Below are 25,872 nucleotides of genomic sequence, written 5' to 3' on the forward strand. Positions count from 1 at the left end.
CCGCACCGGCGCCACCGGGTGACCACCGCTACCGGGTGACCACGTTGAACACCGGGTAGGTCCGTGGCTGGACGTCCGCGAGACCGAGTTCCCGCAGGATCGGGAGGAGGGTCTCGCCGAACTGCCGGAACGCCTCCTCGGACTCCCAGACGTCCACGACGAGCCAGCCGTTCTCGGTGGGGGCGGAGGTGTGCGAGACGAGGCCGGCCACCGGCCAGTCGGCGGGGCTCCTGACCGGGCCGGGTCGGCCGGCAACCTTCTCCGCGCTCTGCTCGTACAGGGCCTGGGTCATCCCGGGCATTTCGAGTACTGCGACGATGGCCATGGTGAGTTCCCTTGCGATGAGATGGAGCGTCGTCCGGCCAGTTGAGCAGCCCGGCGAGCGCTCTGCGCGGGGGCTTGGGCCGGACAGGGCACGCGGAGCGGACGACCTGAGTGCTGCGATGGTCGGAGAAGTCGTATAACCGCTCCGTCGGCGGGGTAGGACCAACGCCGGGTGCCTTCCGTCGTGGACGGCCCCGCACACAGACCAGCCGGGCCTCCCGGCAATACCCGAAGGACGAGCAGCATGGCCAGCGGCACCGTGAAGTGGTTCAACTCCGAAAAGGGCTTCGGCTTCATCGCCCAGGACGGCGGCGGACCGGACGTCTTCGCCCATTACTCCAACATCTCCGGCAACGGCTACCGGGAACTGGTGGAGGGAGAGCCGGTCACCTTCGACGTGACCCAGGGGCAGAAGGGCCCGCAGGCCGAGAACATCGTCCGCGGCTGAGGCGGCCGCCCACCGTCCGCCCCGCGCGACACCACTGTGTAGAGTGGCACCACCGACGCGGGGTGGAGCAGCTCGGTAGCTCGCTGGGCTCATAACCCAGAGGTCGCAGGTTCAAATCCTGTCCCCGCTACGAGAACGAAGGGGTCCGGCATCGCCGGGCCCCTTCGGCATGTGACGCGCCGGGGAGACCGCCGCGCTTCGCGATGCCGGGGACGGAGCCGACGGCCGGGTGCCGAAGGGCGTGCGACCCGACGGTTCCTGGACCTCGGTCACCTCGCCGGGGGCGGCGTCCGTCCTGGCCTCGTCGGCGGGGGCGGACGGCTCGGGTCGGCCCGGCAGGAGCAGGCAGAGCGGGACGGCGACGGCGGTGAGCGCCACCGACCACCAGAACGCGGCGTCGAAGCCGTCGGCCTGCGCGCCGGGGGTGCGGGCGTCCCCGGCGGTGTGCTGGAGGATCGCGGCGAGGACGGCGATGCCCACCGAGCCGCCGATCTGCTGGGCGACGCGGGTGATGATCCCGGCGTCGGGGATCTCCTCGTGCCGCAGACCCACGAAGGCGGCGGCGGTGGGCGCGATCATGGCGGCCCCCAGGCCGATGCCGCGGACGAACAGCGCGGCCATGAGCGGGACCTCGCCGGTCTCGGCGGTGACGAAGGCGAACGGCACGGTGGCCGCGGTGAGGAAGGCGAAGGCGGCGAAGGCGACCCACCGGGGGTCGACGCGGTCGAGGTACCTGCCCGCGAGCCCGCGTGCGACGAGCGCGCCGACGCCCTGCGGGATGAGCAGCAACCCGGCGCCCAGGGCGTCCTCGCCCCGGACCTGCTGGAAGTACAGGGGCAGCAGCATCATCGTCCCGTACAGGGAGACGCCGGCCAGGAAGACCAGGGCGGACGAGGAGGCCACCGCCCGGTGGCGGAACAGCCGCAGGTCGACAAGCGCCCCGGCGCGCGTCAGTGCCCAGGCGACGAAGCCGCCGATCAGGGCGAGTCCGCCGACGAACGGGACGAGGAACGCGGCGCTGGTGAAGCCCGCGCTGCCCTCGGCCCGGGAGAGGCCGTAGAGGGTGGCGGCGACGCCGGGGGAGAGCAGGAGCAGGCCGACGACGTCCAGGCGGGCGCGGGGGCGGTCGGGGGCGGGACGGTCGTGGGGCAGGTTGCGCCAGGCGAGCCGGCCACCGACGACACAGAAGGGGATGTTGACCAAGAACAGCCAGCGCCAGTCGGCCAGATGCAGGATGAGGCCGCCCAGGACCGGCCCGAGGATCGGGCCGAGCGCGGTGGGCACGGTGATGACGGCCATGACCTTGCCGATGTTGCGGCCCTTGGCCGCCTGCATGACCAGCGTGGTCGTGAGCGGCATCATGATGCCGCCCGCGATGCCCTGGACGACGCGGAAGGCGATGAGGCCGGCCGCGTTCCACGCCAGCGCGCTCAGGACCGAGCCGAGCAGGAACACGCCCAGGGACGCGATCCACAGACGCCTGCCGCCGAACCGCGACTGGGCCCACCCGGCGATCGGGATGGTGACGAACAGGGCCAGCAGATAACCGGTGCTCACCCACTGGATCGTGGACAGCGGGGCATCGAGGTTCTTCGCCAGATCGTCGAGGGCGACGCTGACCACGGTGGTGTCGAAGACGACGGCGAGGGCGCCCACGATGAGGGTGAACGCCGTGCGCCACACGGCGGGGTCCATCCGGTCGGGGTCCACCGCGGAGGGCACGGGTTCGGTCCGGTCGGAAGGACGCATGAACAGCCACCTTAAGATATAGAGCTCTATCTTACGGCGGCCAGGGTAGAGCGCTAGAGTAAGATAGGCAAGTCTATCCAAGGGAGGCGTGGATGCCCGAGCGACGCCGCGGGGCGGCACTGGAGAAGGCGCTCCTCGATGCGGCCTGGGACGAACTCACGGACCACGGCTACGCCAGGTTCACCATGGACGCCGTCGTGCGGCGCGCGGGAACCAGCCCTCCGGTCCTCTATCGGCGCTGGTCCGACCGCGATGAACTGGTCAGGGCCGCCATCGTCCACACGCTGAAGGGGCACCGCCTCGCCACCCCCGACACGGGAAGCCTGAGGGAGGACGTCCTCACCCTCATGCGGGAGATCAACGCGACCCGGGTCCCGTTCATCACCGCCATGAGCGTGCAACTGGCCGGCTACCACCAGGAGACCGGCGCCGGCGACCTGCGCGACCCTCTCGCGACGGGTCGCAAGGAAGCTCTCGACGTGCTCTTCGGTCGCGCCGTCGACCGCGGAGAGGTCAAGGCGGAACGCCTCACCGAACGCGTCAAGTCGCTCCCCTTCGACCTGCTGCGCCACGAGATCCTCACGACCTGCGCCCCCGTGCCCGACCACGTCATCGAGGAGATCGTCGACACGGTCTTCCTGCCCCTCACACGGTGACCGCGGAGACGCCGGGGGTCCCCACGGCTTCTTGTGACGCGGTCACCCCAGCCGGACGCGTGAACGGCGGACAGGCCCCGACGTCAGGGCGTACGACGGATACCCGGGACCTTCTGGCCGCCTACGACGCCCAGTTGCGGGGGGCACCGCCCCGTGCGGTCACCCATGCCCCCGATGGTCCGCTCACCCGGATCGCCGGGCCCCTGCGCGCCCTGGTGACCGCTCCCCGGGACGTGGGTCTGCGGGGCGGGGAACTGGACGAACTGATAGCCCGGCAGCGCGACTTCTTCGCGGCACGCGGTGAGGCCGTGGAGTGGCGCCTGCGCCGGCACGACCTCCCGGCCGACCTCCCCGACCGGCTGAGGGCGTCGGGCTTCACCCCCGATCCCCCGACCGAGGTGCTGATCGGTTCGGTCGAGGAGGCGGCCTTACGCCGACCCGTGCTGCCGGGGGGAGTGACGCTGCGGCAGGTCGGCACCGACGCCGACCTGCACGCCGTCGCGGCCCTTCAGTCCGCCGTCTGGGGCCTGGACCTGAGCGGCCTCGGCGACGACCTGATCGCCCGGATCGGCGCCGCCCCGCGGGACACCGTCGTCCTCGCCGCCGAGGCAGGTGGCCAGATGGTCTCCGCGGCCTGGCTGGCTTTCCGTCCCGGCACACAGTTCGCCACCCTGCTCGGCGGCTCGACCCTCGCCGAGTGGCGGGGCAAGGGCATCTACCGCGCCCTGGTGGACGCCCGCGTCGCCCTCGCCGCCGACCGCGGCACCCCGTATCTGCACGTGGACGCCTCACCCGACAGCGCCCCGGTCCTACGCCGCCTGGGCTTCCGGACGATCACCACGATGACGCCGTACGTCTGGACGCCGTAGGCCCGCGAAAGCGGCGCGAGGTCCACGTCGTCGCCCCGGCTGTCGGAGCAGACCGTCCCTCTATGGCTGCCACTGATGATCAGCCACTCTCGTGGGCGCAGCCGAGGGGCAGCTCACGATGGCATGGGCGGTGCGCCCGGGAGGCAGTGACGTGCGGCCTCAGCGGGCGGGTCGGGCGAACTCGGGCTGGTCGAGTACACGCAGCCAGCTGCCGTCGGGCTGGCGTCGGACGACCTGTGCCCGGGCGCCGGCTCCGTCCCTCGGCGGGGTGGAGGTGAGGGCGAGGTCGCCGCTGATCAGCGTCGGCAGCGGAGGTTCCGGCTCGAAGTGCGGACGGTGGGCCAGTACCTTCTCCCACACCGCGCGGATCGCGTCCCGCCCCACCGTCAGTTCCCCGGGCGGATAGGCCATCACCGCCCCTTCCTCGTAGAGCGCGGCGACCCCGGCCGCGTCGCCCGCGTTGGAGCGTTCGACGAACAGGCGAGTGATGTCCTCGGGTCGAACTGCCTTCTCGTACTGCTGCACGGTTCCTCCTGAGGTCGGCTTCGACGCTTCCCAGCCTTGTCGCCCACGGATCAGAAGTCCAACAGATGGATTTGCTGGGAACTAGAATCTCCCGTCATGGACCTGAGGCAGCTCGAATACTTCGTCGCGGTCGCCGAGGAGCGGAACTTCACCCGGGCGGCCGGGCGCGTGCACATCAGCCAGTCCGGCGTCAGCGCCCAGATCCGCCGACTCGAACAGGAACTCGGTGCCGAGCTGTTCGACCGGTCGGGACGCACCGTCACGTTGACCGTTGCGGGAAGTGCCGCGCTCGAACACGCCCGCGCCGCACTCGCCGCGGCCGAGGCGGTGGGCCAGGCGGTCGGACAGGTGACCGATCTGATCCGGGGCCGGCTCACGGTCGGCATGGTCGTCGGCTGCACCCTCACCCCGCTCTTCGACGCCCTCGCCGCGTTTCACCGGGCTCATCAGGGGGTGGAGATCGCGCTGCTGGAGGACAACTCCGACAGACTCGTCGAGGCGGTGCGCGCCGACGCCGTCGACCTGGCCCTTGTCGGTACCGCCGGCACCACCCCGGACGGGCTGCAATCGCTGACGATCATCAGCGAACGGCTCGTCGCCGTCGTCCCCCCGGAACACCCCCTGGCGCGACGACGCCGGCTCACCCTGGGCGACCTGGTCGCCCACCCGATCGTCTGCATGCCCCCCGGCACCGGCCTGCGCACGGTGTTCGACCGTGCCTGCGCCGCGCAGGACCTTCACCCCGGGATCGCGCTGCAGGCCGGCGCCGCGGACGCCATGGCCGACCTGGCCTCCCGCGGACTGGGTGTCGCGGTACTCAGCGAGTCGATGGCCGCGAGCTACCGTGACCGGCTCACCGCCCTCGTCATCGACGACGTCGACCTGCCAGCGGTGCTCGCCCTGGTCTGGAAAAGCACACACAACCCGGCTGTGCGCGAGTTGATCGTGCACAGCCGACAAGCTTTCACCCGGCGCGAACCGGCCTGAGGGGGTGCTGTCATGCAGGCCGTCCGCCTCAGCTCGTGCTCGCGTACAACTCCTGCAACGGCTGAGCCGAGTCGGTGCCGGAGTGGCCGAAGGGGGCGTCGAAGCTCCAGACCATGAAGAGCAGGAAGACGACCAGGGCGCTGAACGCGGTGGCCAGCATCAACTCCCGCGCCGACCGACGGATCTGAAGGGCGTAGAGCAGGCCGAGCGTCACGATCCCGCCGGCGATCAGGCCGAACCAGACCACCCCCGGCAGGGTGCTGCCGGCGCTGTCGAGGCGCTGGTGGCGCGCGTCGTCGGCGGCGGCGATCTGGTCGAGGAGCGGCTGGTAGGCCTGTGCCTGCAGTTCGTCGGTGGGCGTGTGGTGCGCGATGTCGCTGCGGATGCGGGTCAGCAGCCGGCCGCCGGTCGCGTCGATCGGAGCGTCGTCCTCCATGGCCGGCCACTCCGCGCTCACGGCGTGCCGGGCATAGGCGTCGATGTGCTGCTGGACCCGGGTGTGGAAGACGGCGGGGTAGACGTCCAGACGCTGGTCGATCTCGTACAGCGCCTGGGCCTCGCGCTGCACGGTGTCCTCGGCCGCGCCGCGCGCCTCCCAGACGCCGGCGATCGCCAGGCCCAGGACGATGGCGTAGACGACGCCGACCATCATCACCATGTACTCGAGCACGTCGGGCGTCTGCGAGGTGTCCTCGTCGTCCGCCACGCGGCGATGCCGCATCACGGTGGCGGCGACCACGAAAGCGCAGACCAGCGCACAGGCCAGGGTGTAGATCAGCCATTCCGGCACAGCAGGACTCCAGGATGAGCAGATGAGCAAGGGGAGGAGAGGGGAGCGGACGAGGAGGTGAGCGGACGGGCGACGGCCGCCCTCGGGCGGTCAGCCGCCGTTGCGGCGGCGGGAGCCCGGGCGCAGCGCGGCGGCGGCCAGGATGGCGGGTGTCGTGATCACGACGGTGCTCATCGTGGTGGACAGGCCGGCGGGTGCCGGACGTGCCGAACCGCCGCCGTAGTGGAAGCGGGGCACCCAGCGGAAGGGAGCGGCACGGGGCGCCGAGGCGGGTGCGGCGGCCACGACGGCGTCGGCCTCCTGCGGCGGTTCCGGCACGGACGCCGGCTGTTCGACGGGCCGGAGGAGCGGGGCCGTCGACGCGGCCGGAGCGGGTGCGTCGCCGACAGGGCGAGGTGTGTGTGCCGCCTGTGCCGCTTGTCGTTCCGGCGCCGGAGGGACCGGTGCGCGCGGCGGCCGTGGTGCGGGTGGAACCGACGAAGGGGCGTCCGGCCGTTGCGGGGAGGGGGCGCCGATCTCGATCCAGCCGTCGGCGGAACACACCACCACGTGCGTGGTGGTGGGGGTGTTGTCGACGACGACCGCCGGTCCGCCGAGGCCCGGAAGGGGGCAGAGCGCGGCGGCGGTTCCGAGGCCGAGTGAAATCCAGCCGCTCACCGGTGCTGTTCCTCTCCGCTGACGGTGTGCGCGCCTCGGTCGAGACGCGCAGGACATGAGTGGACGCCGATGAGCGCACCGGGCGGTGGCCGTTCGGCAACGGGAGTAACGATCATGCTCGGCTCGGGGACACGGCCGTGCCTGCCCTTCGCCGCGTCGCGCGAGGCCGGGCGGGTCAGCGGCTCCTGGGACGTGGCGGTCCCGCCAGGAGGACGGGCTCGAGGGAGGCGTAGCGTTCCCGCTCGCGTGCGGTCGCCTTCCTGCCGGACAGGACGGTGCCGAGCAGGCCGCAGAGGAAGCCCGCCGGTACCGAGACGAGAGCCGTGGTCGTGAAGGGGAACCAGTTGAAGTCGACTTCCGGGAACGCCGATCCGGGAGAGCCGGAGACGAGGTTGGTGCCGGTCATCAGGACGAGGACGCTGACCGATCCGCCGATGAGCGTGCACAGCAGGCCGGCGCGGGTGAAGCGACGCCAGAAGAGGCTGTAGACCAGGGCGGGGGCGATGGCCGACGCGCCGAGGCAGAAGGAGACGGTGGCCAGCGGCTGGAGGCTGCGGTGCTGGGCGAGGACGGCGAGCAGGATCACCGGGAGGCCCACGGCCAGGGCGGCCAGCCGCGCGAGGGCCATCTCACGCAGCGGCGGGACGTTCGGGCGCGCGGCGGCGATGTCGTGGGCCAGGGAGTTGGCGCAGGCCAGAGTCATGCTGGCCACGGACGCCAGCAGGGTCAGGAAGATCGCCGTCGTGACGGTGGCGAACAGCAGGCTCTCCGGACGGGAGAGATGCATCCCGAACGCGGCTCGCGAACCGAGCAGGTAGGCGGTGTTGCCACGGGGATCGGCTCCGGCGACCCCCGCGCGCCCGATGAGCGCCGTGGCGCCCACGCCGACGACGGTTATCACGGCGATGAACAGGGTGACCGTCGAGATCGCCCAGGACATCGCGCGCCGCACCTGGGGGGCGCTGCCGGCGGTGTACATCCGCATGGTGACGTGCGGCAGACAGGCGCCGCCCAGCACGATGGCGCACTGGGTGCTCACCATGTCGAGTCCGCGGTGCGGCCCGTCGGCGAACTGGAGGCCGTAGCGCAGGAAGTTCTGCTCGGCGCCGCTGCCGTGGGCCGCGGACCGGAACAGCGTGCGGGGGCTCCAGCCGAAGGTGTGCAGGATGAGCCCGGCGACGATCAGCCCGGACCCGAGCAGGATCACCGTCTTGAGGATCTGGATCAGAGCGGTGCCCCGCATGCCCCCGATGGCCGCGTAGCTGATCATCAGGGTGCCCGCTCCGACGATGCAGCCCGTCCGCATCGCGCCGTCGGAGAATCCGAGCACGTACGCCAGCAACTGGCCCACCCCGGCCAGCTGGACGACCATCATCGGGACGAGCGAGGCGAGGGTCACCACACACGCGGTGACGCGCACCGCGCGGCCGGGCAGCCGTCTGCCGAGCGCGTCGGCCATGGTGAACCGGCCGGTGTGGTGCAGGGGTTCGGCCAGCAGGACCATCAGGAGCAGCAGGGACAGCACGGTGCTCAGGGCCAGTACGACGCCGTCGTAGCCGCACAGCGCGATGACCCCGCCGATGGTGAGGACGGTGGCGGCGGAGATGTAGTCGCCTGCGATGGCCAGGCCGTTGCGCAGCGGGGACAACGAGCGGTAGCCGGTGTAGAACTCGGCGAGGTCGTCGCGGTCGGGACCGGTGAGCACGCACAGCATGAGCGTCAGGGCCACGACACTGGAGAACGCCACCAGGGACCAGGACTGAGCGGAGCCGTCGAAGTCCGTCACGACCCTGGCTCCTCGACCGGGACGGGCTCGGGTCGGCGGTGCACACGCCGGGCAAGCGGGTCGACGTACCGGCGCGCCGTGAACTCGTAGAGAAGGACGGCCAGCCAGGTGACGGGCAGTTGCACCAGGGCGAGGAGGAGTCCGGTGGGGAGGCCGCCCGGTGCGAGGCGGGCCATGACGGAGGGGGCTTGGACGGTGAGGGTGAGGAAGACGGCGAAGTAGCCGAGCGCGGCGAACGTGGCGACGCGCCGCTGCCAGCGGCAGGCCCGGCGCAGCCGGCGGAGGTCGCGGTGCCCGCCGGTCCACTGCCGGGTACGGTCCGGCAGCGGTGTCCCGTCGTGCGGGGCGGCCCACCGCGGGGTCGCGGCGGGGGAGGCGTGCCGTGCGGGCCGGTGCCGCGCCGGGTATAAGTCGGAGCTGTCGGAGGACATCCCAAGGTCTCCTACTGGGTCGTGGGCCCCAAGAGGTGCGGACCGCGCGAACGTGGGGCAGCGGTGCGTGTGTTCGGGTGACCGCACGCTATGCGCGTGTCGGACCGCGCGCAGAGACTTCCGTGAACTCCCTGGTGAGGGCCGCTGTGGCGCTCTGACCTCGGATGTTGTGGAAGTGGCGCGTGTGGTGGGAGGGCGCGGCGATGCTGTGCGGACGGCGCGGGTCGAATCGTTCGAACGGCTACCGGGAGAGCCGCGTGAGCATCCTGGGGTGCTCGGTGAGGCCCCGCTAGGGGCTGGGCGGGCCGTCCGTACCGTGGCCGGTCGCCGTGCGGTGGACGACGTGCGCGGCGGCCACGTCCAGGGCGGCGTGGCCGGTGGACTTGAAGACGGTGAGCTGACGCGCGGAGGTCCGGCCGGGGGACTCGCCGCACAGGACGGAGCCGAGCAGGCGGACTTGGCGGTCGTCGGGCAGTCTCTGCAACTCGTGGGCGCCGGAAGGCGGGGGAGTCGTGGCGGCGCCGTGCCACTCCGTGAAGAGTGCGGCGTCCCGGATGGTGTCGTCGTCGAGTTCGGGTCCGTGGGAGCCGCCGACCGAGCTGACGTGGGCGCCCGGGGCGAGCCATGCGCGGCGCAGGACGGGGCGGGTCGCGCCGGTGCAGCAGTACACGGTGGCCGCCTCGCGCACGGCGGCCTCGATGCGGTCGGTCGCGCGGCCGGCCGGGTGCAGCGCGGCCAGCGCGCGGGCCGCCACGGGGTCGCGGCCCGCGACGGTGACGGGTTCGGCCGGTCGGAGCGCGGCGAGGAGGCAGACCTGGGCCCGGGCCTGGGCGCCGGTGCCGACGACCACGACGGGCCCCGGCCGGGCCAGGGCCCGGGCACTGTGCGTGGCGGCCGCCGCCGTGCGCCAGGCCGTCACGGGTTCGGCGTCCATGACGGCCAGGGGGCGGCCGTCCTCGGGGTCGAAGAAGGCCACGATGCCCCGGTGCGTGCTGCGTCCGGGGCGGGCGGGGTCGGCGAACACGGACACGAGCTTCGCCGCGAGGCCGAGACCCGGCACGTATCCGGGCATGGCGCCCAGCAGGCCGGCGGGCGCGAAGGCCGCTATCCGGGGCGGCGCGGACACCGCGTCCCGTGCCACGGCGACGAGCGCGTCGGAGACGGCGGCCATCAGGCCGCGCGGGTCCAGAGCCGCCGCGGTGGCCGCCCGGTCGAGGACGAGGACGTCGTTCACGCGCCGCTCGCCGGGCCCGGGCCGGACAGCAGGGCGCGGAGGGTGTCCACCGCCGAGGCGAGGTCCTCCCGCAGCCGGCGCAGGCGGACCTCGTCGATCTCGGCGGCCGGGCCGACCACGGTGACGGCGCACACCGGCGCCCCGGGGACCGGGACGACGGCGCGGCTCAGGGAGGCGACGAACTGCTCGTTGCGGCCGTGCTCGACGGCGAACCCGTCGGCCTCGGTCCGTTCGAGGTCTGCGAGCAGACCCGTCTCGCCGGCCAGGGGATGTCCGGCCCTGCGGGCCACGTCGAGGTAGGGGCCGCGCGCTTCCGGCGGCAGGGCGGCGACCAGGGCCAGGGGGCCGGCGAAGCGGTGGACGGGCAGCGCCTCGTCCCGCAGCGTGCTGATCATCGCCAGCCGGTCGGGGCGGATCACGTCCACCACCCGCGAGCCGTCGTTCTCCAAGACCTGGAGGTTGACCATCATGCCGGTGCGCGTGGAGAGGTCCTCCAGCACCGGGCGGGCCAGCGAGGGCAGCGAGTTGTGGGCCGCCCGGGCCGACAGGCGCAGGACGGCCGTGCCCGGCAGATAGCGGTCGTCCACGCGCAGGACCCAGCCGCGGCGGACCAGGTCGACGAGGACGCGGTAGGCGGTGGCCCGGTGCAGTCCCACCTCGTCGGCGAGATCGGTCAGCCGGGGCGGCCGGGGAGCCCGGGCGACGGCCTCGACCAGGTCCAGCGCCTTGTCCACGGCCGTGCGCGTCGTCTGCGTCGCCTGCGGCATCGAAACCCTTCCCGGACTACGAAGAGACCGTCCCGGCGAGGCGTGTCCGGCGCCGGGGATCGGGGGTAGGGTACCCCGTGTTTCGTGTGGCGAGAGAGTTGTTACGTAGAGCGTAACAGATCGAGGTGGTGTGACCTTGACGGGCGAGAGTTCCGAGGGGACCGACGAACGTTCCGAAGCGACGGACGACCGTTGCGGGACGGCGGACGTGGGTCCGGGAGGGGCGCGTCCCTTCGCGCCGCCCGAAGCCGGCGAGGTGGTGGTCTACCGCGGCCTCACGCTGTTCGACGGGACCGGCAGGGCTCCCCGGCCCGCCGTGTCCATCGTCGTGGACGGCTCCGTGATCCGGTCCGTCGCGGACGAGACCGACGCGGCGGCCGCCCTCGCCGAGGGGGCCGAAGTCGTCGACCTCACCGGTCGGTTCGTCACGCCCGGCCTCGTCGACGCGCACCAGCACCTCGCCACGCCGCCCGACCGCCCGGCGGCCGAGGCGATCCTGCGCCGTCTCGTCCACAGTGGGGTCACGGCCGTCCGGGACATGGCGGACGACCTGCGTCAGGTCGGCGACCTCGCGCGGGCCGCACTGGTCGGCGAGATCGCCGCCCCGGACATCCACTACGCGGCGCTCATGGCCGGCCCCGGCTTCTTCGACGACCCCCGCACCCACCAGGTGACGCAGGGAGCCGTGCCCGGACACGTGCCCTGGATGCAGGCCGTCACCGACACGACCGACCTGCCCCTGGCCGTGGCCATGGCCCGGGGCACCTACGCGTCCGCCATCAAGGTCTACGCCGACCTGGAGGCAGGCCTGGTCGCCGCCGTCACCGCCGAGGCGCACCGGCAGGGCATCCCGGTGTGGGCGCACGCGGCCGTGTTCCCCGCCACGCCCGGCGAGGTCGTCGCGGCCGGCGTGGACACCGTCTCGCATGTGACCCTGCTGGCACACGAGGCCGCCAAGGAGCCGCTGACCAGCTACAAGGACAAGCCGGCCGTCGATCACGAGAGCCTGGTCACCGGCGAGGACGCCCGCCTCGACGCGCTCTTCGCGCGGATGCGGGAGCAGGACGTCGTCCTGGACGCGACCGCCGGCATGTGGGCGAGCGACGAGCTCGCGGGCGACGACCCGGAGAGCGTCGAACGCGCCCGCCGCCAGACCGAGTTGGCCGTCGCCCTCACGGCGCAGGCACACCGGGCCGGCGTCGCGCTGGCCACCGGCACCGACTACGAGACCGCTCCCGGCGAGCCGTTCCCCGCCCTGTACGAGGAACTCGCCTTCCTCGTGAAGCGGTGCGGCATCCCCACCAGCGACGTGCTGCGTTCCGCGACGCTCGTCGGCGCCCGCAGCGCCGGCACCGCACACCTGTCGGGCAGCGTCGAGCCGGGCAAACTGGCCGACTTCGCGGTCTTCGCGCAGGACCCGCTGGCCGACATCGACCACCTGCGGACCATCACCCTGACCGTCAAGCGAGGCCGCCGCTTCCCGCGCGCCGCCTACCTCACCACCCCGTCCCGGGAGACCCGTTGACCGCCATGCCCCTGATCGTCAACGCGCTCGGACAGCTCGACAACCCCAACGCCCCGCAGTCGATGGACGCGGCCGCGGACCTCAACCCGGCCAGTGAGCAGTACACCGTCGACGCCCGGACGCTGGCCGACGCGCGAGCCTCCGGCCTGACCGCCGTCAACATCACCCTGGGCTATGTGATGGGCGACCTGCCGCCCTACGAGCACACCCTGCACGAGATCGACGTCTGGGACGGCATCATCGAACGGCACCCGGACGACCTGCTGAAGGTCACCGGCGTCGCGGACATCCGTACGGCAGCCCGCGACGGCCGGGTCGGGGTCATCTACGGTTTCCAGAACGCGGTGGCCGTCGGTGACGACGTCGGCCGGGTCGCCACCTTCGCCGAACGCGGCGTGCGCGTGGTCCAGTTGACCTACAACCAGGCCAACCACCTCGGCGGCGGCTCGATGGCACCGTCCGGCACGGGGCTGACCGCGTTCGGGCGCGAGGTGGTCGACGCGCTCAACGACCACCACCTCATGGTCGACCTCTCGCACAGCGGCGAGCGGACCTGCCTGGACGCGGCCACGCACTCCCGCGTCCCCGTGTCCGTCAACCACACGGGGTGCCGCGCCATCACGGACCTGCCCCGCAACAAGACCGACGAGGAACTGCGCCTGGTGGCCTCGCGCGGCGGCTTCGTCGGCATCTACTTCATGCCGTTCCTCAGCCCCACCGGGCACGCGCGCGCCGCCGACGTCGTCGAGCACATCGTGCACGCCGTGGACGTCTGCGGCGAGGACCACGTCGGCATCGGCACCGACGGCCCCGTCACCGCGATCGACGACCTCGACGCCTACCGGACCCGGCTGGCCGAGCACGTGGCGCAGCGCCAGGAGGCCGGGGTCTCCGCGGCCGGCGAACGGGCGGACACCTACCCCTTCGTGGTCGACCTGCGGGGCGTGGACCAGTTCCGTGAGCTGATCCGGCTGCTGGAACGGCGCGGCTACTCCTCCGGCCGCATCGAGAAGATCATGGGACGCAACTTCGTCGACTACGCCGGACGCGTGTGGACGACGTAGTCCCGCGACGTGCGCCGTGATGTTTCCCGCACGTCTGTCCCGCGCCTGAGCGGGCACTAGCAGGAGCAGGACGACAGGGAGGACATCGTGAGCCAATACCGCGCACACCAGGTGCCGACCGCCGGCCACACCCCGGACGACGACCTGACCGGATACCAGGTCGACGCCACGGACGGGCACGTCGGCAAGGTCAGCAAGTACTCCAGGGACCTCGGTCCGCGGTTCCTGGTGGTGCACACCGGCCTGTGGGTCCTCGGCAAGGACGTGGTGCTCCCGTCGGGCGCCGTCCTGGGCATCGACCACGACGCCCGCATCGTGCAGCTGTCCCGCACGAAGGCGCAGGCCAAGTCGGCTCCCGTCTTCGACGCGGACACCTACCTGGGCGACCCGCGCCACCGCGACCAACTCGGCGGACGGCACGGATCAGGGCACTGACCGCAGCGGCCCCGTACCCCTCGAGGGGTGCGGGGCCGCTCGCTGTTCAGGAGATCACGGCTTCGGGGGAGTCCGCGCCCCGCGCGCGCTCTGTCAGGTGGCCCATGACGCCGGTGACTTCGAGCAGGCGGGTGAAGTGGGCCGGCCGGTGATGCAGGTGCAGGGTGATGCCGGCGGGGTGGGTACGGCGGCGCAGGCCGAGCAGGGCGGCCAGTCCGCTGGAGTCGAACGCGGTCAGATCCGTCCAGTCCAGATGCAGATGGCGCAGCGCCGGCCCGTGCCGTGCGGCGTGCGCGTCCAGCAGCGTGGCCACCGTGGAGGCGAACTCGTCGCAGGTGTCGTGGTCGAGGTATCCGTGGACTGCCAGGCGCAGCGCGTGCGCGTCGGCTGCCTGGACGGTCGTCGAGAACCCGGCCGGCAGTCGCGTGGTCATGCGGTGGTTCCCTGGCCGGAGCCGGCACCGGGGCCGGGACCTGTGGGCATGGCGGGCAGGGTGTCGGCGGCCGCCTTGAGGAAGCCGAGGGCACGCGGGTAGTCGCGCAGCTGATCGGCCAGGATGTCCAGCCCCAGGCCCAGGCCGGCGGCGGGCACGCGGCGGGCGGTGAGGATGTCCGCGGTCCAGCTGGTGAACCTCGTGAACAGGGCCCCGTCGTCGACGTAGAGAGCGGTGGCCAGGAAGTCCACGATGTGGGCGAGATCCTCGGCGGTCCGTTCGCGCTGCGCCGTGCTGTAGGACCCCATGGCGGGCCAGCGGTCCTCCATGGCGGCCAGGGACTGCCGGACCAGGACGGTACGGCTCCGTCTGACGAAGGTGTATTCCTGATCGGCGAGATGGGGCAGGTCGTCGACCTGCCGGCGCTGCCGCGCCAGACGGCTGGTCAGGCCCTGAGCCAGGAGGTCCGCGGCGGTGCGCGCGTCGGGGGCCCAGGCGTCGGCCTGGATGAGGCCGGCGTAGCGGCCGTCCGCGGCGAAGGCGGCGCCGCCGACCATGACGGGAACGCCGAGGGACTGCACGGCGGTGACCGCCTGGTGGGCGGTGGGCAGATGGGTGGGGATCGAGGCCGACAGCAGCACCGCGACGGGGTTCGTCCGGTGCAGGTGCGCGATCAGCCGCGGGGTGGGTGTGTGGGCGCCGAGGAAGTCCACCCGCCAGCCGCGCAGGGAGAGGAGTTCGGCCAGGAACCGGGCGGGAAGGGCATGCCATTCGCCGTCCACACAGGCCACCGTGACCCGCCCCCGCCCCTGCGAGCCGGGCGGCGGCGTGGGGTGGCGGTGGGCGAGCGCGGCGATGACCCGGTCGGTGATGGCGCTGGCCGCGTGCTCCTCGGCCACGCTGATGCGGTTGGCGGCCCACTCCATGCCGACGCGATGCTGTACGCCGGCGACGACGTCCAGCAGCAGCGCCTCGCCGTCGGCTCCCGCGTCGGCCGCCGCGGCCACCAGGCGCAGCGCGGCCGGCTCGTCCCGGCCGATCACCGCCGTCCACAACCGATCCGACAGCCCCCGCAGGGCCGTGTCGACTCCGCCGTCCGCCATCACAGCCCCGTCCGGTGCGGATGGCGGCCCTCGAGCCCGTCCACGAGGTGCGGCGCGCCGGCGCCGCCGACAGGATTGGTGATCGCGAGCGTCGCCATGTCGTCATGGCGGTCGCTCTCCAGCCACTGCGCGGCCAGCATCTGCACGCGCTCGACCACCGCCTCCGCGGGCATCCGCGCACACTCGCGCAGGGCTTCGCGCAGCCTCGCCTCGCCGTAGAGCTCTTCGCCCAGCGGGCCGCCGCGGGCTTCGGTGATGCCGTCCGTGTACAGCAGGCATGTCTCGCCGGGTGCCAGCACCACATCGACGCTGCGCGTCTGGACCTCCGGCAGCGCTCCCACGAGCGTGCCGCCGGTGGCGGCCTCCTCCACCCGGCCGTCAGCGCGGACGATGAGCGGCGGCAGATGCCCGGCGCTGGTCAGCCGCAGCAGCACCTCCCGCGAGCGCCGTCGCACGGAGGCCAGCACCAGCGTCGCGAACCGGGTGTGGTGGGAGTTGAGCAGCGCGCCGTTGAGGAGGCCGAGCACCTGCTGGTGGTCGCCGGACAGGGGCAGCAGCGCGTGCAGCACGCTGCGGATCTTCCCGGTCAGGACGGCGGCTTCCAGCCCCTTGCCGGCCACGTCTCCCAGGATGACGAACGTCTCCTCGGCGGGATCCGCACCGGGGTGCACGTCGTAGAAGTCCCCGCCGACCCGCTCATGGTCCTGCGACGCGCGGTAGGTCCCGGCGTATTCGACACCGTGCACGCGCTCCAGCCGCGGCGGCAGCAGCTCCCGCAGCAGCGTGGCCGTGATCGACGCCTGCTCGGCGTACAGGCGCGCCGCCGACAGCGCGGCTCCGGCCCGCGCGGCGAACAGCCGGGCGAAGACCTCCTCGCCGTCCGTGAACGCGCGGTGCGTGCTGGACCGCAGCAGGATCAGCACCCCGGCCGGCATTCCGTGCCCGGGCAGCGGAGTGACGATCACCGACCCGATCGAACGGTCGAAACCCGGTGGGACCACCCAGCCCGGGAGATCCTCCGGGTCGATCCACCGCGTCGGGACCGGCGGGAAACCCTGGAGCGCTTCGGTCAGTCCTGGCACCGACCCCGCGTCGATCGGCACCATGATCTGGCTGACTTCCCCGCCCGCCCGCGCGAAGGTCAGCGCATGGCGGCGCCCCTGAGCGGGGGCGACGATGACCGCCGCGTCCGCGAGATGATCGGCGGCCATGCGCGCCGTCACCTCCGTGCACCGATCCACGTTCAGCGACGACAACAACGCGCCGGAGATCTCCGCCAGCAGCGCGGCTCGCTCCCGTTCGCCGTGCAACGCCTGCTCGGCCAGGCGGAGATCGGTGTTCTCCACCAGCCACCACACCACGTCCCCGCCCTCCTCGGGCGAGGGGTGCGCTTCGAACGTACGGCCGGCCACCGCGCCCGAGACGGCGTCCGCCGGTGTTCCGGTCGTCCTCAGACGGCTGTGCGCCTCCGCGAGCCAGCGGGGGAGGCCTTGCGCCGGGACACTCTCCCGGCTCTGATCGAAGAGCAGGCTGCGCGCGGCTTCGTTCGTGCCGACGACGTCCCCGCCGCGGTCGACGACGAGCACGGGACAGGGAGCGTCACTCCACGCCGTGCCGACGCCCACACGTGAACTGCCGGTGGTACCTGGAGAAGGAGTCACAAGCGGGGGAACGCATCGCGCGTACCCCACCACCTCTCTGTCGATCGAAATAATTGCCGTCAGGCAACCATCTCGCATCCACCGGACCTGCGCAACGCCCGGTCCCGTCCTCCACGACGTCACCACGCACCCGCGTGCCGGCCACCGACCACGCCCGTCGCGGCGGTCAGGCGTGGGAGAGGGCGAAGGAGACGAGGAAGCCGCTGACGGTGATCAGCCCGATGGCCAGATGGGCGTCCTCGAACGCTTCCGGGATCATGGTGTCGGCGATCATGGCGAGGATGGCCCCGGCCGCCACCGCGGTCACCGCGGCGATCACGGCGGGGGAGAAGGAACCCACCACCGAGTATCCGAGGACGGCCGACACCGTACTGGCCGCCGCGATGGCCGCCCAGAGGCCGAAGACGTACCCCTTGTGCCGGCCGGCCTTCTTCATCCCCGCCGAACTGGACAGCCCCTCGGGCACGTTGCTGATGAACACCGCCGCCACCGTCACCAGACTGACCGCGCCGCCGTCGAGCAGGCTGACGCCGATCACCGCGGACTCCGGCACCCCGTCGAGCAGGGCGCCGAGCGCGAGCGCGGTCCCCGACCCGCCCTGCTCGGCCTCCGAGGGCTGCGCCTGAGCCCGCGCGTGCCCCGACCGCTTGCGGTGGCGGGCACCCCGGCGGGCCAGCCATACGTTGCCCCCGGTGTAGGCAAGGGCGCCGATGAGGGTGCCGACGACGGTGGGAGCGAGCCCCGCCTCGTCGTACGCCTCCCCGACCAGCTCGAAGGAGACCGCCGAGATCAGCACCCCGGCCCCGAAGGCCATCACGGTCGCGATCACCTTCTGCGGTATCCGCAGCTCGTATCCCAGCGCGGCGCCGAGCAACAGCGCGGAGCCCGCCACCAGTCCCCACAGTCCAGCCTGTACCACTTCAGCCATGCCGACCCGGTACCCACTCCGGTTGTCGATCAACAGGTGACCGGTGGATACGACCGGCGGATGTGACAGACGATCACCACCCCCTACGCTTCGGCTGATCGGAACTTCACCGATCGAGGATCCTGACGGGGGACGGCACCATGACATACCGGCGCGCGGTGATACCGGCACTGGTCGGCGGCCTGCTGATCACGCTGTTGCTCTGGTGGGCGGGGGCGAGCGAACAGGCGCTCCGGCTGCGCGGCACCACGAGCGTGTTCGACATCGAGTCCGTGAGCGAACTCCGGCGATGGCTCGCACCCTGGTCGTACGACCCTCCGACCGGGTCGCTGTCCGACGGGACCGCGGGCGGGGGCACGGACTTGTCCGCGGCCGCCCGTTACACCGATCTGTACAGCACCGCGATGCAGATCAGGTTCGTGGCCGTCTTCGTGTTCTTCCTGGCAGGCGCGTTGCCGCTGATCCGCAGGCTGCCGCCGACGCGGCGCCGTACGCCCGCCACGCTCCTCGCGCTGTGGGCCTGGGGTCCCGTGGCCGCGACGCTGGCCGTGACGGTCTCCGCGCCGTGGCTGATCGCGTCCCGGGGCCGCGGCAGCTACCGGGTCCTGCCGCAACTGGCGAGCGTGATCGCGTCGAGCGGACCGGTCGCCGTGTTCGCGGGACTGCTGACCGCCCTGCTCACGGTGCTCGTCGCGCATCTCACCGTCAAGGGCACGGAACCGGTGCCCCGGCGCAGTGTGCCGCCGCTCGCCGCCCGCCTGGCCGCGAGCGCCGGAACCGGGGTGGTCGCGTTCTCGGTGGTGGTCCTCTCGTACCAGTCGGTGGCCGCCTGGCTCCAGACGTCGTTCGGCGGCGGGGGCCTGCTGTCCGAGCCCGGCGACCTGCTGCGCGAGTGGCTGCTGCTCGGGGTGTGGGCGGGCCCGGCGACCGGCTCCCTCGGCGACTGGCTGCTGTACCGGGCCGCCGACGTGCTCGTGCTCGGCGTTGTCTGGTGGTCCCTGCGGCTGCTGCCCGGCCTGCTGACCCGGACCACGGCGCCGGTGATGGCGGTGGGCGGGGTCTGCGCCACCGTGCTGGGCCTGCTGGCGAGTCAGGTGCTGCACATGGCGATCGACGACACCGTCGACGTGTGGGGGCCGGTGTACCTGTTCTCGAAGCTGGGCAACGGGGTACCGGCCGCCCTCACCTTCGGCGTCCTGGCGGGACTGGCGGCCTGGGCGACCCTGCGGCTGGCCGGGGTCCCCGACGCCGGTGAGCCCCCCGAGGCGGCGGACACGGCACAAGCCGCGTCGCCGGTGCCGAACAGCAACAGCGGCACGTAGTCAGGCGCCCGCGCCGCTCCGATGCGCCGGCGCCACAGGCGGCCGGGTGCGGCACCGGCCCGCGCTACTTGCGGAGCCAGAAACCGGTCCGTTCCAGCCACAGGGTCAGCAGGGCCCCGTCCCCGAACACCTCGAGCGACGCGTCGGCCGGAGTGCGGCGGCCGTACAGGAGCAGCACGAGGTCGGTGAGCGGGGCGCGTACCGCCACAGCCGCCTTCGCATGCGTGTGGCCCCACGTGATCGGCTCCTCCGTGAGGTCCACCAGCCACTCGGCATGAAGGACGTCCGTCGCGTGCAGGTGCAGGGTGTGGCCCGGGCCGGTGAGCGGCGGGGCGTCCGGCCCCGCCGCCGCGAGGACCCGGGGGAGCGACCCGAAGTCCATCCACTCGTCCAGGGCGTCCCGGGCCAGATCCTCGCGCACGGCGAAGGGCGCACCCGTGACGAAGGCGGCGTCGGCGGCGTGCAGGGTCGTCTCGTGGGTCATCCGCCGGGCCCAGAAGCGGGCGGTGCCGCCCGGGGCGACCGTCCACACCGGGGCGTCCGGACCGGCGTCGAGCAGAGCACCGATCAGCTCCGCGGCGCCGTCGGCGAGCCAGTCGTCCAGAGCGGCGGGGGTCTCGGGACCGGGCGAGAACACGTCGTCGACCAGGTCGTGCGGCACCGGCCCGGCGGCCCGGGTGCGGACGATGCGTGCCGCCCAGCGGTGGGTACCTCCGACATGCCGGGCGAGCTGGGTGAGGGACCAGCCGGGACAGGTGGGAACGGGGGTGCCCGCAGGGCCTGCCGGGGCGCGCCGCACGGCGGCGCGCAACTCGTCGGTCCGGGAGCTGATGTCGGAGCAGTAGGCGTCGTGGCTCACGTCATTCACCCGGACACCGTAGGACGAACGGACCGAGTCCGCGTCAGGACCGGCCACCGCACCGGTCGCTCGCACCGAGACGGGCCGCGACGCACGCCGCCTCCCGAGAGGGCCGGCCCCCGCCCGCCCGGCCCCCTGCGCATCGCGCACCTCAGGGCCTGGTGACCCGCACGGTGAGCGGATTGTTGAAGTAGCCGGAGGCGGCCTGCTGTTCGTGGAAGCTCTCGCCCGGGCCGCCGCCGTAGACGCGGAAGAACCAGGCACGGCCGGTGTGGTCCTCGAAGTCCTCCTGAAGCCTGCGCCGCGGGCGTCCCTGGACGTTCTTGATCTCCGGGTCCGTGCACAGCCTGCGCATCACCTCGTCGAACTTCTTCTTGAACGCCTGCTGGTCGTCGCTCTCCTCCAGCGCGCTGACAGCGCTGAACCAGCCGTCGGACTTCTTCGCCCGTTGGTAGAGCTTGTCGTACAGCTCCTCACGCGCCACCCTGTCGAAGTCGTTGCGGGCGTAGTTCTCCAGCGTCACCCGGCAGCTGCCGTCCAGGGAGGAGGCGACCACGGCCGCGAAGTGATACCCCCAGACGTTGTCACCGCGCGCCGTAGGCGGCTGCACGGAGTGGTCCCGCTCGTCCTGGGCGGCCATGCTGAAGATCGCGAACCCCTCTCCGACGTGGGGCGACGCGTGCTGATTGACCCCCAGCCGGGCGGCGGTCCCGTCCCGTCCGCCGTTCCTGACGGCCTCGCCGTACACCTTCCCGTTGTCCGGCGCCGCGCGGTTCCTGGCCCCGGCCGCTTCGACGGCCCCGGGCACGTCCAGGCCGCCGTCCGGTGAGGAGGCGATCTGCCCGGCGAGGCTGCTCATCCGCGGATCGCTGTCGGAGCCGGGGGTGATGTCGAAGCCTTCCGCGCCGCCGCCGAGCACCACGCGGCTCGTCTTGTCCCGTGGGGAGCCCATCAGCTTGCAGGCCACCGTGATGCAGGTGCTGCGCACCAGCGAGACGAACTCCTCGCTCGCCGACTGCTGCGTCTCCTGCGCCTGCTGCGCGAGAGTGGGCTGCACCCGGTGGAGCCGTTGGCCGCCGACGGTGATACTCCGGCCCTGGAGGGCGAGGCGGACGATGCTACCCGCGGCGTCCAGGGAGAGGTTGGCGCTGTCGACGACCTGCTGGACGGCGTAGAACTCCTTCGGCTCGTCCTTGTCGAGCACGGCGAGCGTGCCGTCGTTCGCGACGCGCAGCCCCGCTTCGGCCGGCTTCACCTCGCGGGCGGGGTAGCGGATGCGCTCGGGGACACCGGGAGGGCCCAGGGTCGCACCGCTGCCGGCCACGACCCGGGCTTCCTGCTCCTGCTCCATGAAGTGCGGGCCCCTGTCCCCTGCCTCGCGCTCCGCCGCGTAGCTGCCGCCGGGAACGGTGCTGATCCGCTGGACGACCGGGCGCGCGGAGCCGGTCGGGCCGACGTGCCGCGCGTCCGCGGCGCCCATCGTCCGGCCGAGCGCGGCGTTGCCCGCACTCCGCTGCAGGGCGGTGATGGTGTCCGCGCCGGCTCGGGTGGCGAGCCCTCGACCGGAAAGGTCGGCCCACACGCGGGCCGCCGCGCCGGGTGACGCGGGCACCGTCGAACGCCGGGCGTACGGCTGCCCGGCCTGGGCGGACATCGGGTCCTGTTCTGCTCTGCGCACCATGTCCGTCTGTCCGTGTGTTTCCTGTCCGGGTGCCTTTCACGTGGCATGTCCCGTGGTCCGGGGTGCCCGTCGGCGTCGTACCGATCAGCGTGGACCGGTCGGGCCGCATGCCTCAAGGGCTTCGGGGCAACCAACGGGGAAGAGCCGGGGGGCCTTTCGCGCAGCCGCGCCGTTCCTGACGGGCGGGTGGAACGGCCGGCGGACACGAATGGCCGAAGCCGCGGCGTGTTGTGCCGTTCGTGTGGAGGGGCGACCGGCGAGGACCGGGGTCTCACCCGTCGCGAGGCCGGACACCGGATGGTCGACGAAGGAGCATGAGCATGACGGACATGGACACGTTCACCGACCGGCTCAATCCCGATATGTGCGTCGTGACGGCCGAGGCGGGCGGTGAGCGCGCGGGGTGCCTCGTGGGTTTCGCCTCCCAGTGCTCCATGCGGCCGGTGCGGTTCGTGGTGTGGCTGTCGAAGGTGAACCGGACCTACGAGGTGGCCCGCGCCGCCGAGTTCCTGGCCGTACATCTGCTGACGCCGGAACAATCCGGACTGGCCGCCCTGTTCGGCGGCGAGACCGGCGACCGGGTGGACAAGTTCGCGCGGACGCGCTGGAGGGAGGGGCACGGCGGGGCTCCGGTCCTGGAGGACGCCTACGCGTGGTGCGTGGGCAGGGTCGAGCAGCGGATCGACGGGGGCGACCACGTCGGTTTCGTCCTGGACCCGGTACGGTCCGGCGCGCGGGGCGAGCCCGACGGCCGTCCGCTGCTGAGGCTCGCGGACGCTCTCTCGATCGAACCGGGGCACCCGGTGGACTGACCCGCGGGCGGAGCCGACCGCGCACCGGATGTCCGATGCCGCGCGTGACGCCAGAATTGGCGGTATGTGTTGTTCATCCCGGATTCGGAGGCGTTCATGAAGGACCTCAAGTTCGAGCAGAAGCGTTCGCTGTCACGTCTGGAGGCGGCCGACCAGCTCACGGCGCTCGCGCCGCGCTGAGGGAGGGCGGGGACGTGGAGCTGGAGTTCGGTCCCGGGATGCTGAGCCTGCGGATCCCGGACGACCTGCGTACCGAGATCGAGGTCGAGGTCGGGGACGGGGAGATCGAGCTGGAGCTCGAGTTCAAGTGGCCGACCGCATCGACCCGGGCAGCGCCACCGCGGGCGGCCGCGAGCAGCGGGCGCGCCGAGGCCACCAAACGAGCCGCGAGCCCGAAACAGGCCGAGAGCCCGAAGCAGACCGAGAGCACCGGCCAGGCCGAGAGCAGCGGGCAGGCCCCGAGCACCGGCCAGGCCGCGAGCCGGAAGCGGGCGCCCGCCAAACCCGCTCGGAGCGGCACGGGCACCGGTAGGAGCAGAAGCGCGAAGAAGGTCGCGGCGAAGACGTCCTGAGCCGTGGCGAGGGCTTCACCGGCCGGTCCGCCGGTTCGGCCCGCCCGGTTCGGCCTGCCCGGTTCCGCGCGCCGGGTACGGCCGAGTGAGCCGAGTGGCGGTCGAGCGGCCAGGCGGGCGGGCACCGCGACGCGCGCCGAGGAAGCACCCTGCCGATCAGCCTGTCGGCCGCCGGCGGCCCTCGGCCGACAGTGGCTCCCGCGCAGGGTCTACCGCCCGGCGTCCCCCCTGTGCATGGCATGACGACCGCGACGGGCGGAACGTCTCGTCGCCGTGCCGACGCTACCGGGCGAGCAGCCAGGACCGGCTGATGGCGATGGTCCTGAGTTCCTCGGTGGTGATCAAAGGGGCGGCGCCGCTCTTCTTGGACTTCGGAGTCGGAGCGTTGTAGGCGGACACGGACATCCACAGCCCGTTCACCCGCAGGGCGTCGACCCGGAGCTGTACGACCCCCGGCTGCTCGCCGGGCAGCTGCCGGGTGCCCACCTTGGTTCCGTCGGACAGGGTCTCGTTCCATGATTCCTTGTCCCCGGCGATCCGGACGGCCTCGATGTAGGTCCGCTTGCCGCTCGTGTCGGTGACCACGACATGGCCCTCCACTCCGTCGCCGCCCTCCGAGTAGATGTGGAACCGCTTGGGCAACAGGTCCTTGAGCAGGGGCAGGATGTCGCCCGGCTCGGCCGGGGTGCCGGGCTCCAGCGTCCCCAGGGAGTTGGGCTCCCCCGCCGGGGTGAACGAGCCGTCGACGAACATCGCCAGATGGCGCAGCTTGCCCGGGGTCATGCGGGGGTTGCGTGTCACGGGCTCACTGACCGGGTTGATCGTGGACGTCACGTTGGTGGTGGCGAGCTCGATGACATACCCGCCGGGCGAGAGCATCGTGACCGCCCACTTCTTGATCCCGCCCGCCTTGCCCGCCTCGGTGTACCCCTTCACGGCCCGGTTGTCGGGCTCCGTGGTGCACTCCTCGTACGGGGAGTCCGCTTCGGGCGGGCAGGCGATCAGATCCTCGAGGTCCTGCTCGGCCGGGTCGACGCGGCGCACCGACAGGGTGACCCGCGCCGCGCCGAAGCCGTCCTCGAAGTCGATCGAGGCCGTCGCGGGCCGGCTCGCCTCGGTACTGCCCGTCGCCCGGAGCTTCGGGTGCCCGACGGCGATCCCCGCGTTCCCCATGCCGTTCTGGAGGATGTTCTCCATGTCCTCGGCCGTGACCGCGAAGTGTCCGTAGGCACTCCCCGGTGGTGGTGTCGAGGCCAGGTCGCCGACCTTGCCCTCGCCGTCCTGCCCGCCGCCCAGTTGGACACCGGCCGTGGCCACGAGAGCGACGGCCAGCGCACTCCCGGCCACGGCGGAGGCGCGGAGGCGGGCCAGCCTGCGGCGGCCGCGCACCAGGCTGCCTTCCGCCAGCGACCGCCGGTCGGCGGCGAACGTGCCCGCTGTGTCGCGGAGCACCTTCCCGAGCTCGTCTTCGAAGGGCATTACGGAACCACCAGTTCCTGTGTTGGTGCGGACGGGAGTGCGGATCGGTGAACGGGGCGGGCCCTGGCCGGCCCGGTTGTTCGCAGCAGTGGGGAGACGTACGGAGGGAGGTCGGGCAGGGTGATCAAGCCGGAGATCGGCCCGGAGATGGGGCCCGGTATCAGGCCGGGGTGATCAGTTCGGCGAGGCTGCCCCCGAGGCGTTCCCGGAGCTTCGCCAGCGCCCGGGTCGAGCGGGTGCGTACGGCTGCGGAGCTCACGTTCATCGCGCCGGCCGTCTCCTCCACGCTGCGGTCCTCCCAGTACCGCAGTACCACCACCACCCGGTCCTTGGGCGGCAGCTCCCGCAGTGCCTGGAGCAGCGCGAGCCGCAGAGCGGGGTCGTCCGCGCTCCGGGTCGGCGGGACGTCCGGCAGGTTCGCCAGAGGGCGCTCGGCCGCGGAGTACCGCCGTCGGTGCGTCAGGAAGGTACGGACGAGAACGGTCTGGGCATACGCCGCAGGGTTGTCGATCCGGGAGATCCGACCCCACATGGTGTACATCCGGCTGAGCGTCTCCTGCACCAGATTCTCGGCGAGGTGCGTGTCTCCGCTGGTGAGCAGGCACGCTGAGCGGTGCAGGTGCCCGGCCCGTCCCGTGGCGAACTCCATGAACTCATCTGTCCGGGACGATGTCCTGGACCTTCTCATTCCCACCCCTCGGCGCCTTTCCGTCGGCCTACACCACACCGACGCGGTGGACCGGGGAAATGTTTCAGATGAGTTCGGGGAGAGTCC

At 72.4% G+C, this 25,872-nt stretch carries 27 protein-coding genes, 1 tRNA gene and 1 pseudogene; 11 read left to right on the forward strand and 18 right to left on the reverse strand.

The annotated features are described in order from the left end of the window. Positions 1 to 28: 28 nt before the first annotated feature. Positions 29 to 325 carry a hypothetical protein gene (locus OG440_RS35960; RefSeq protein ID WP_406010941.1) on the reverse strand — a complete coding sequence of 99 codons (297 nt, stop codon included), beginning with the start codon at positions 323 to 325 and terminating at the stop codon, positions 29 to 31. A gap of 243 nt (positions 326 to 568) precedes the next feature. On the opposite strand from OG440_RS35960, the gene OG440_RS35965 reads away from it, so the two are divergent. Then, positions 569 to 772, forward strand: a complete 204-nt coding sequence (locus tag OG440_RS35965) for a cold-shock protein (protein ID WP_009192932.1) — start codon at positions 569 to 571, stop codon at positions 770 to 772. Between the two features lie 56 nt (positions 773 to 828). Then, positions 829 to 902: transfer RNA gene (locus OG440_RS35970), tRNA-Met, on the forward strand. On the opposite strand, the gene OG440_RS35975 is transcribed toward OG440_RS35970, so the two are convergent. Then, complete coding sequence (locus OG440_RS35975; RefSeq protein ID WP_406010942.1) at positions 884 to 2,521, reverse strand: MDR family MFS transporter; 1,638 nt, start codon at positions 2,519 to 2,521, stop codon at positions 884 to 886. The genes OG440_RS35970 and OG440_RS35975 overlap by 19 nt on opposite strands. A gap of 92 nt (positions 2,522 to 2,613) precedes the next feature. Here OG440_RS35975 and OG440_RS35980 point away from each other — a divergent pair, with 92 nt between their 5' ends. Together OG440_RS35980 and OG440_RS35985 are read left to right on the forward strand one after the other, a co-directional pair. Continuing rightward, positions 2,614 to 3,177, forward strand: coding sequence for a TetR/AcrR family transcriptional regulator (locus OG440_RS35980; RefSeq protein WP_406010943.1), 564 nt, complete (start codon positions 2,614 to 2,616; stop codon positions 3,175 to 3,177). Positions 3,178 to 3,236: 59 nt separating this feature from the next. Continuing rightward, positions 3,237 to 4,046 (forward strand): GNAT family N-acetyltransferase, encoded by an 810-nt coding sequence (locus tag OG440_RS35985; RefSeq protein ID WP_406010944.1) that lies wholly within the window; start codon positions 3,237 to 3,239, stop codon positions 4,044 to 4,046. Positions 4,047 to 4,054: 8 nt separating this feature from the next. Here OG440_RS35985 and OG440_RS35990 read toward each other — a convergent pair. Then, positions 4,055 to 4,187: pseudogene (locus OG440_RS35990) on the reverse strand (SMI1/KNR4 family protein); the annotation flags it as partial. Positions 4,188 to 4,205: 18 nt separating this feature from the next. Next, positions 4,206 to 4,571 (reverse strand): YybH family protein, encoded by a 366-nt coding sequence (locus tag OG440_RS35995; protein ID WP_406010945.1) that lies wholly within the window; start codon positions 4,569 to 4,571, stop codon positions 4,206 to 4,208. A 96-nt stretch (positions 4,572 to 4,667) separates the two neighbouring features. Here OG440_RS35995 and OG440_RS36000 point away from each other — a divergent pair, with 96 nt between their 5' ends. Continuing rightward, positions 4,668 to 5,558 carry a LysR family transcriptional regulator gene (locus OG440_RS36000; RefSeq protein ID WP_406010946.1) on the forward strand — a complete coding sequence of 297 codons (891 nt, stop codon included), beginning with the start codon at positions 4,668 to 4,670 and terminating at the stop codon, positions 5,556 to 5,558. A gap of 28 nt (positions 5,559 to 5,586) precedes the next feature. Here OG440_RS36000 and OG440_RS36005 read toward each other — a convergent pair whose 3' ends face one another. The 6 genes from OG440_RS36005 to OG440_RS36030 form a co-directional block, all read right to left on the reverse strand. Beyond that, positions 5,587 to 6,348, reverse strand: coding sequence for a hypothetical protein (locus tag OG440_RS36005; protein ID WP_406010947.1), 762 nt, complete (start codon positions 6,346 to 6,348; stop codon positions 5,587 to 5,589). 90 nt (positions 6,349 to 6,438) lie between these two features. Then, the gene (locus OG440_RS36010) at positions 6,439 to 7,005 is read right to left on the reverse strand and encodes a hypothetical protein (RefSeq protein ID WP_406010948.1); all 567 of its coding nucleotides are present in this window, start codon (positions 7,003 to 7,005) and stop codon (positions 6,439 to 6,441) included. Positions 7,006 to 7,180: 175 nt separating this feature from the next. After that, positions 7,181 to 8,791, reverse strand: coding sequence for a cation acetate symporter (locus OG440_RS36015; RefSeq protein ID WP_406010949.1), 1,611 nt, complete (start codon positions 8,789 to 8,791; stop codon positions 7,181 to 7,183). Beyond that, complete coding sequence (locus OG440_RS36020; protein ID WP_406010950.1) at positions 8,788 to 9,222, reverse strand: DUF485 domain-containing protein; 435 nt, start codon at positions 9,220 to 9,222, stop codon at positions 8,788 to 8,790. The genes OG440_RS36015 and OG440_RS36020 overlap by 4 nt, the downstream gene beginning before the upstream one ends. 289 nt (positions 9,223 to 9,511) lie before the next feature. Continuing rightward, complete coding sequence (locus OG440_RS36025) at positions 9,512 to 10,456, reverse strand: ornithine cyclodeaminase family protein (protein WP_406010951.1); 945 nt, start codon at positions 10,454 to 10,456, stop codon at positions 9,512 to 9,514. Continuing rightward, entirely contained in the window at positions 10,453 to 11,223 is a 771-nt protein-coding gene (locus OG440_RS36030) for an IclR family transcriptional regulator (RefSeq protein ID WP_406010952.1), read from the reverse strand. Before OG440_RS36030 ends, OG440_RS36025 begins: the two co-directional genes overlap by 4 nt. A 136-nt stretch (positions 11,224 to 11,359) precedes the next feature. On the opposite strand from OG440_RS36030, the gene OG440_RS36035 reads away from it, so the two are divergent. The 3 genes from OG440_RS36035 (at position 11,360) to OG440_RS36045 (ending at position 14,247) form a co-directional block, all read left to right on the forward strand. Then, on the forward strand, positions 11,360 to 12,748 hold the full coding sequence (locus OG440_RS36035) for an amidohydrolase family protein (RefSeq protein ID WP_406010953.1): 1,389 nt from the start codon (positions 11,360 to 11,362) through the stop codon (positions 12,746 to 12,748). Between the two features lie 5 nt (positions 12,749 to 12,753). Beyond that, positions 12,754 to 13,812 carry a dipeptidase gene (locus OG440_RS36040; RefSeq protein ID WP_406011554.1) on the forward strand — a complete coding sequence of 353 codons (1,059 nt, stop codon included), beginning with the start codon at positions 12,754 to 12,756 and terminating at the stop codon, positions 13,810 to 13,812. 87 nt (positions 13,813 to 13,899) lie between these two features. After that, positions 13,900 to 14,247, forward strand: coding sequence for a PRC-barrel domain containing protein (locus OG440_RS36045; protein ID WP_406010954.1), 348 nt, complete (start codon positions 13,900 to 13,902; stop codon positions 14,245 to 14,247). Positions 14,248 to 14,293: 46 nt separating this feature from the next. On the opposite strand, the gene OG440_RS36050 is transcribed toward OG440_RS36045, so the two are convergent. From OG440_RS36050 to OG440_RS36065, 4 genes are all read right to left on the reverse strand, one after another. Further along, positions 14,294 to 14,680 (reverse strand): STAS domain-containing protein, encoded by a 387-nt coding sequence (locus OG440_RS36050; RefSeq protein WP_406010955.1) that lies wholly within the window; start codon positions 14,678 to 14,680, stop codon positions 14,294 to 14,296. Then, positions 14,677 to 15,783, reverse strand: a complete 1,107-nt coding sequence (locus OG440_RS36055; RefSeq protein ID WP_406010956.1) for a B12-binding domain-containing protein — start codon at positions 15,781 to 15,783, stop codon at positions 14,677 to 14,679. The genes OG440_RS36050 and OG440_RS36055 overlap by 4 nt, the downstream gene beginning before the upstream one ends. Next, positions 15,783 to 17,408: a PP2C family protein-serine/threonine phosphatase gene (locus OG440_RS36060; RefSeq protein WP_406010957.1), complete on the reverse strand. Its 1,626-nt coding sequence runs from the start codon at positions 17,406 to 17,408 to the stop codon at positions 15,783 to 15,785. The genes OG440_RS36055 and OG440_RS36060 overlap by 1 nt, the downstream gene beginning before the upstream one ends. A gap of 202 nt (positions 17,409 to 17,610) precedes the next feature. After that, positions 17,611 to 18,372, reverse strand: a complete 762-nt coding sequence (locus OG440_RS36065) for a ZIP family metal transporter (RefSeq protein WP_406010958.1) — start codon at positions 18,370 to 18,372, stop codon at positions 17,611 to 17,613. Between the two features lie 140 nt (positions 18,373 to 18,512). Here OG440_RS36065 and OG440_RS36070 point away from each other — a divergent pair, with 140 nt between their 5' ends. Continuing rightward, positions 18,513 to 19,694, forward strand: a complete 1,182-nt coding sequence (locus tag OG440_RS36070) for a hypothetical protein (protein WP_406010959.1) — start codon at positions 18,513 to 18,515, stop codon at positions 19,692 to 19,694. 64 nt (positions 19,695 to 19,758) lie between these two features. Here the strand turns inward: OG440_RS36070 and OG440_RS36075 are convergent, their stop codons facing one another. Next, positions 19,759 to 20,562, reverse strand: a complete 804-nt coding sequence (locus tag OG440_RS36075; RefSeq protein WP_406010960.1) for a maleylpyruvate isomerase family mycothiol-dependent enzyme — start codon at positions 20,560 to 20,562, stop codon at positions 19,759 to 19,761. Between the two features lie 142 nt (positions 20,563 to 20,704). Next, positions 20,705 to 22,234 carry a hypothetical protein gene (locus tag OG440_RS36080; protein ID WP_406010961.1) on the reverse strand — a complete coding sequence of 510 codons (1,530 nt, stop codon included), beginning with the start codon at positions 22,232 to 22,234 and terminating at the stop codon, positions 20,705 to 20,707. A 320-nt stretch (positions 22,235 to 22,554) separates the two neighbouring features. On the opposite strand from OG440_RS36080, the gene OG440_RS36085 reads away from it, so the two are divergent. Together OG440_RS36085 and OG440_RS36090 are read left to right on the forward strand one after the other, a co-directional pair. Then, positions 22,555 to 23,046: a flavin reductase family protein gene (locus OG440_RS36085; protein ID WP_406010962.1), complete on the forward strand. Its 492-nt coding sequence runs from the start codon at positions 22,555 to 22,557 to the stop codon at positions 23,044 to 23,046. Between the two features lie 194 nt (positions 23,047 to 23,240). Then, a complete protein-coding gene (locus tag OG440_RS36090; protein ID WP_406010963.1) occupies positions 23,241 to 23,618 on the forward strand; it encodes an amphi-Trp domain-containing protein in 378 nt (125 codons plus the stop codon). A 282-nt stretch (positions 23,619 to 23,900) separates the two neighbouring features. Here OG440_RS36090 and OG440_RS36095 read toward each other — a convergent pair whose 3' ends face one another. Next, positions 23,901 to 25,097 (reverse strand): hypothetical protein, encoded by a 1,197-nt coding sequence (locus OG440_RS36095; RefSeq protein WP_406010964.1) that lies wholly within the window; start codon positions 25,095 to 25,097, stop codon positions 23,901 to 23,903. 160 nt (positions 25,098 to 25,257) lie between these two features. Then, a complete protein-coding gene (locus OG440_RS36100) occupies positions 25,258 to 25,785 on the reverse strand; it encodes a SigE family RNA polymerase sigma factor (protein ID WP_406010965.1) in 528 nt (175 codons plus the stop codon). Positions 25,786 to 25,872: the final 87 nt, after the last annotated feature.

Source organism: Streptomyces sp. NBC_00637, from assembly GCF_045161545.1.
In the GTDB taxonomy this organism is placed as follows: domain Bacteria; phylum Actinomycetota; class Actinomycetes; order Streptomycetales; family Streptomycetaceae; genus Streptomyces.

Coding starts and splice junctions, on each gene's coding strand:
- OG440_RS36085 (WP_406010962.1), top strand. CDS start 22,555: ATGACGGACATGGACACGTTCACCGACCGGCTCAATCCCGATATGTGC.
- OG440_RS36020 (WP_406010950.1), bottom strand. CDS start 9,222: ATGTCCTCCGACAGCTCCGACTTATACCCGGCGCGGCACCGGCCCGCA.
- OG440_RS36080 (WP_406010961.1), bottom strand. CDS start 22,234: ATGGTGCGCAGAGCAGAACAGGACCCGATGTCCGCCCAGGCCGGGCAG.
- OG440_RS35960 (WP_406010941.1), bottom strand. CDS start 325: ATGGCCATCGTCGCAGTACTCGAAATGCCCGGGATGACCCAGGCCCTG.
- OG440_RS35965 (WP_009192932.1), top strand. CDS start 569: ATGGCCAGCGGCACCGTGAAGTGGTTCAACTCCGAAAAGGGCTTCGGC.
- OG440_RS36040 (WP_406011554.1), top strand. CDS start 12,754: ATGCCCCTGATCGTCAACGCGCTCGGACAGCTCGACAACCCCAACGCC.
- OG440_RS36065 (WP_406010958.1), bottom strand. CDS start 18,372: ATGGCTGAAGTGGTACAGGCTGGACTGTGGGGACTGGTGGCGGGCTCC.
- OG440_RS36100 (WP_406010965.1), bottom strand. CDS start 25,785: ATGAGAAGGTCCAGGACATCGTCCCGGACAGATGAGTTCATGGAGTTC.
- OG440_RS36070 (WP_406010959.1), top strand. CDS start 18,513: ATGACATACCGGCGCGCGGTGATACCGGCACTGGTCGGCGGCCTGCTG.
- OG440_RS35975 (WP_406010942.1), bottom strand. CDS start 2,521: ATGCGTCCTTCCGACCGGACCGAACCCGTGCCCTCCGCGGTGGACCCC.
- OG440_RS36055 (WP_406010956.1), bottom strand. CDS start 15,783: ATGGCGGACGGCGGAGTCGACACGGCCCTGCGGGGGCTGTCGGATCGG.
- OG440_RS35980 (WP_406010943.1), top strand. CDS start 2,614: ATGCCCGAGCGACGCCGCGGGGCGGCACTGGAGAAGGCGCTCCTCGAT.
- OG440_RS36000 (WP_406010946.1), top strand. CDS start 4,668: ATGGACCTGAGGCAGCTCGAATACTTCGTCGCGGTCGCCGAGGAGCGG.
- OG440_RS36095 (WP_406010964.1), bottom strand. CDS start 25,097: ATGCCCTTCGAAGACGAGCTCGGGAAGGTGCTCCGCGACACAGCGGGC.
- OG440_RS36030 (WP_406010952.1), bottom strand. CDS start 11,223: ATGCCGCAGGCGACGCAGACGACGCGCACGGCCGTGGACAAGGCGCTG.
- OG440_RS36050 (WP_406010955.1), bottom strand. CDS start 14,680: ATGACCACGCGACTGCCGGCCGGGTTCTCGACGACCGTCCAGGCAGCC.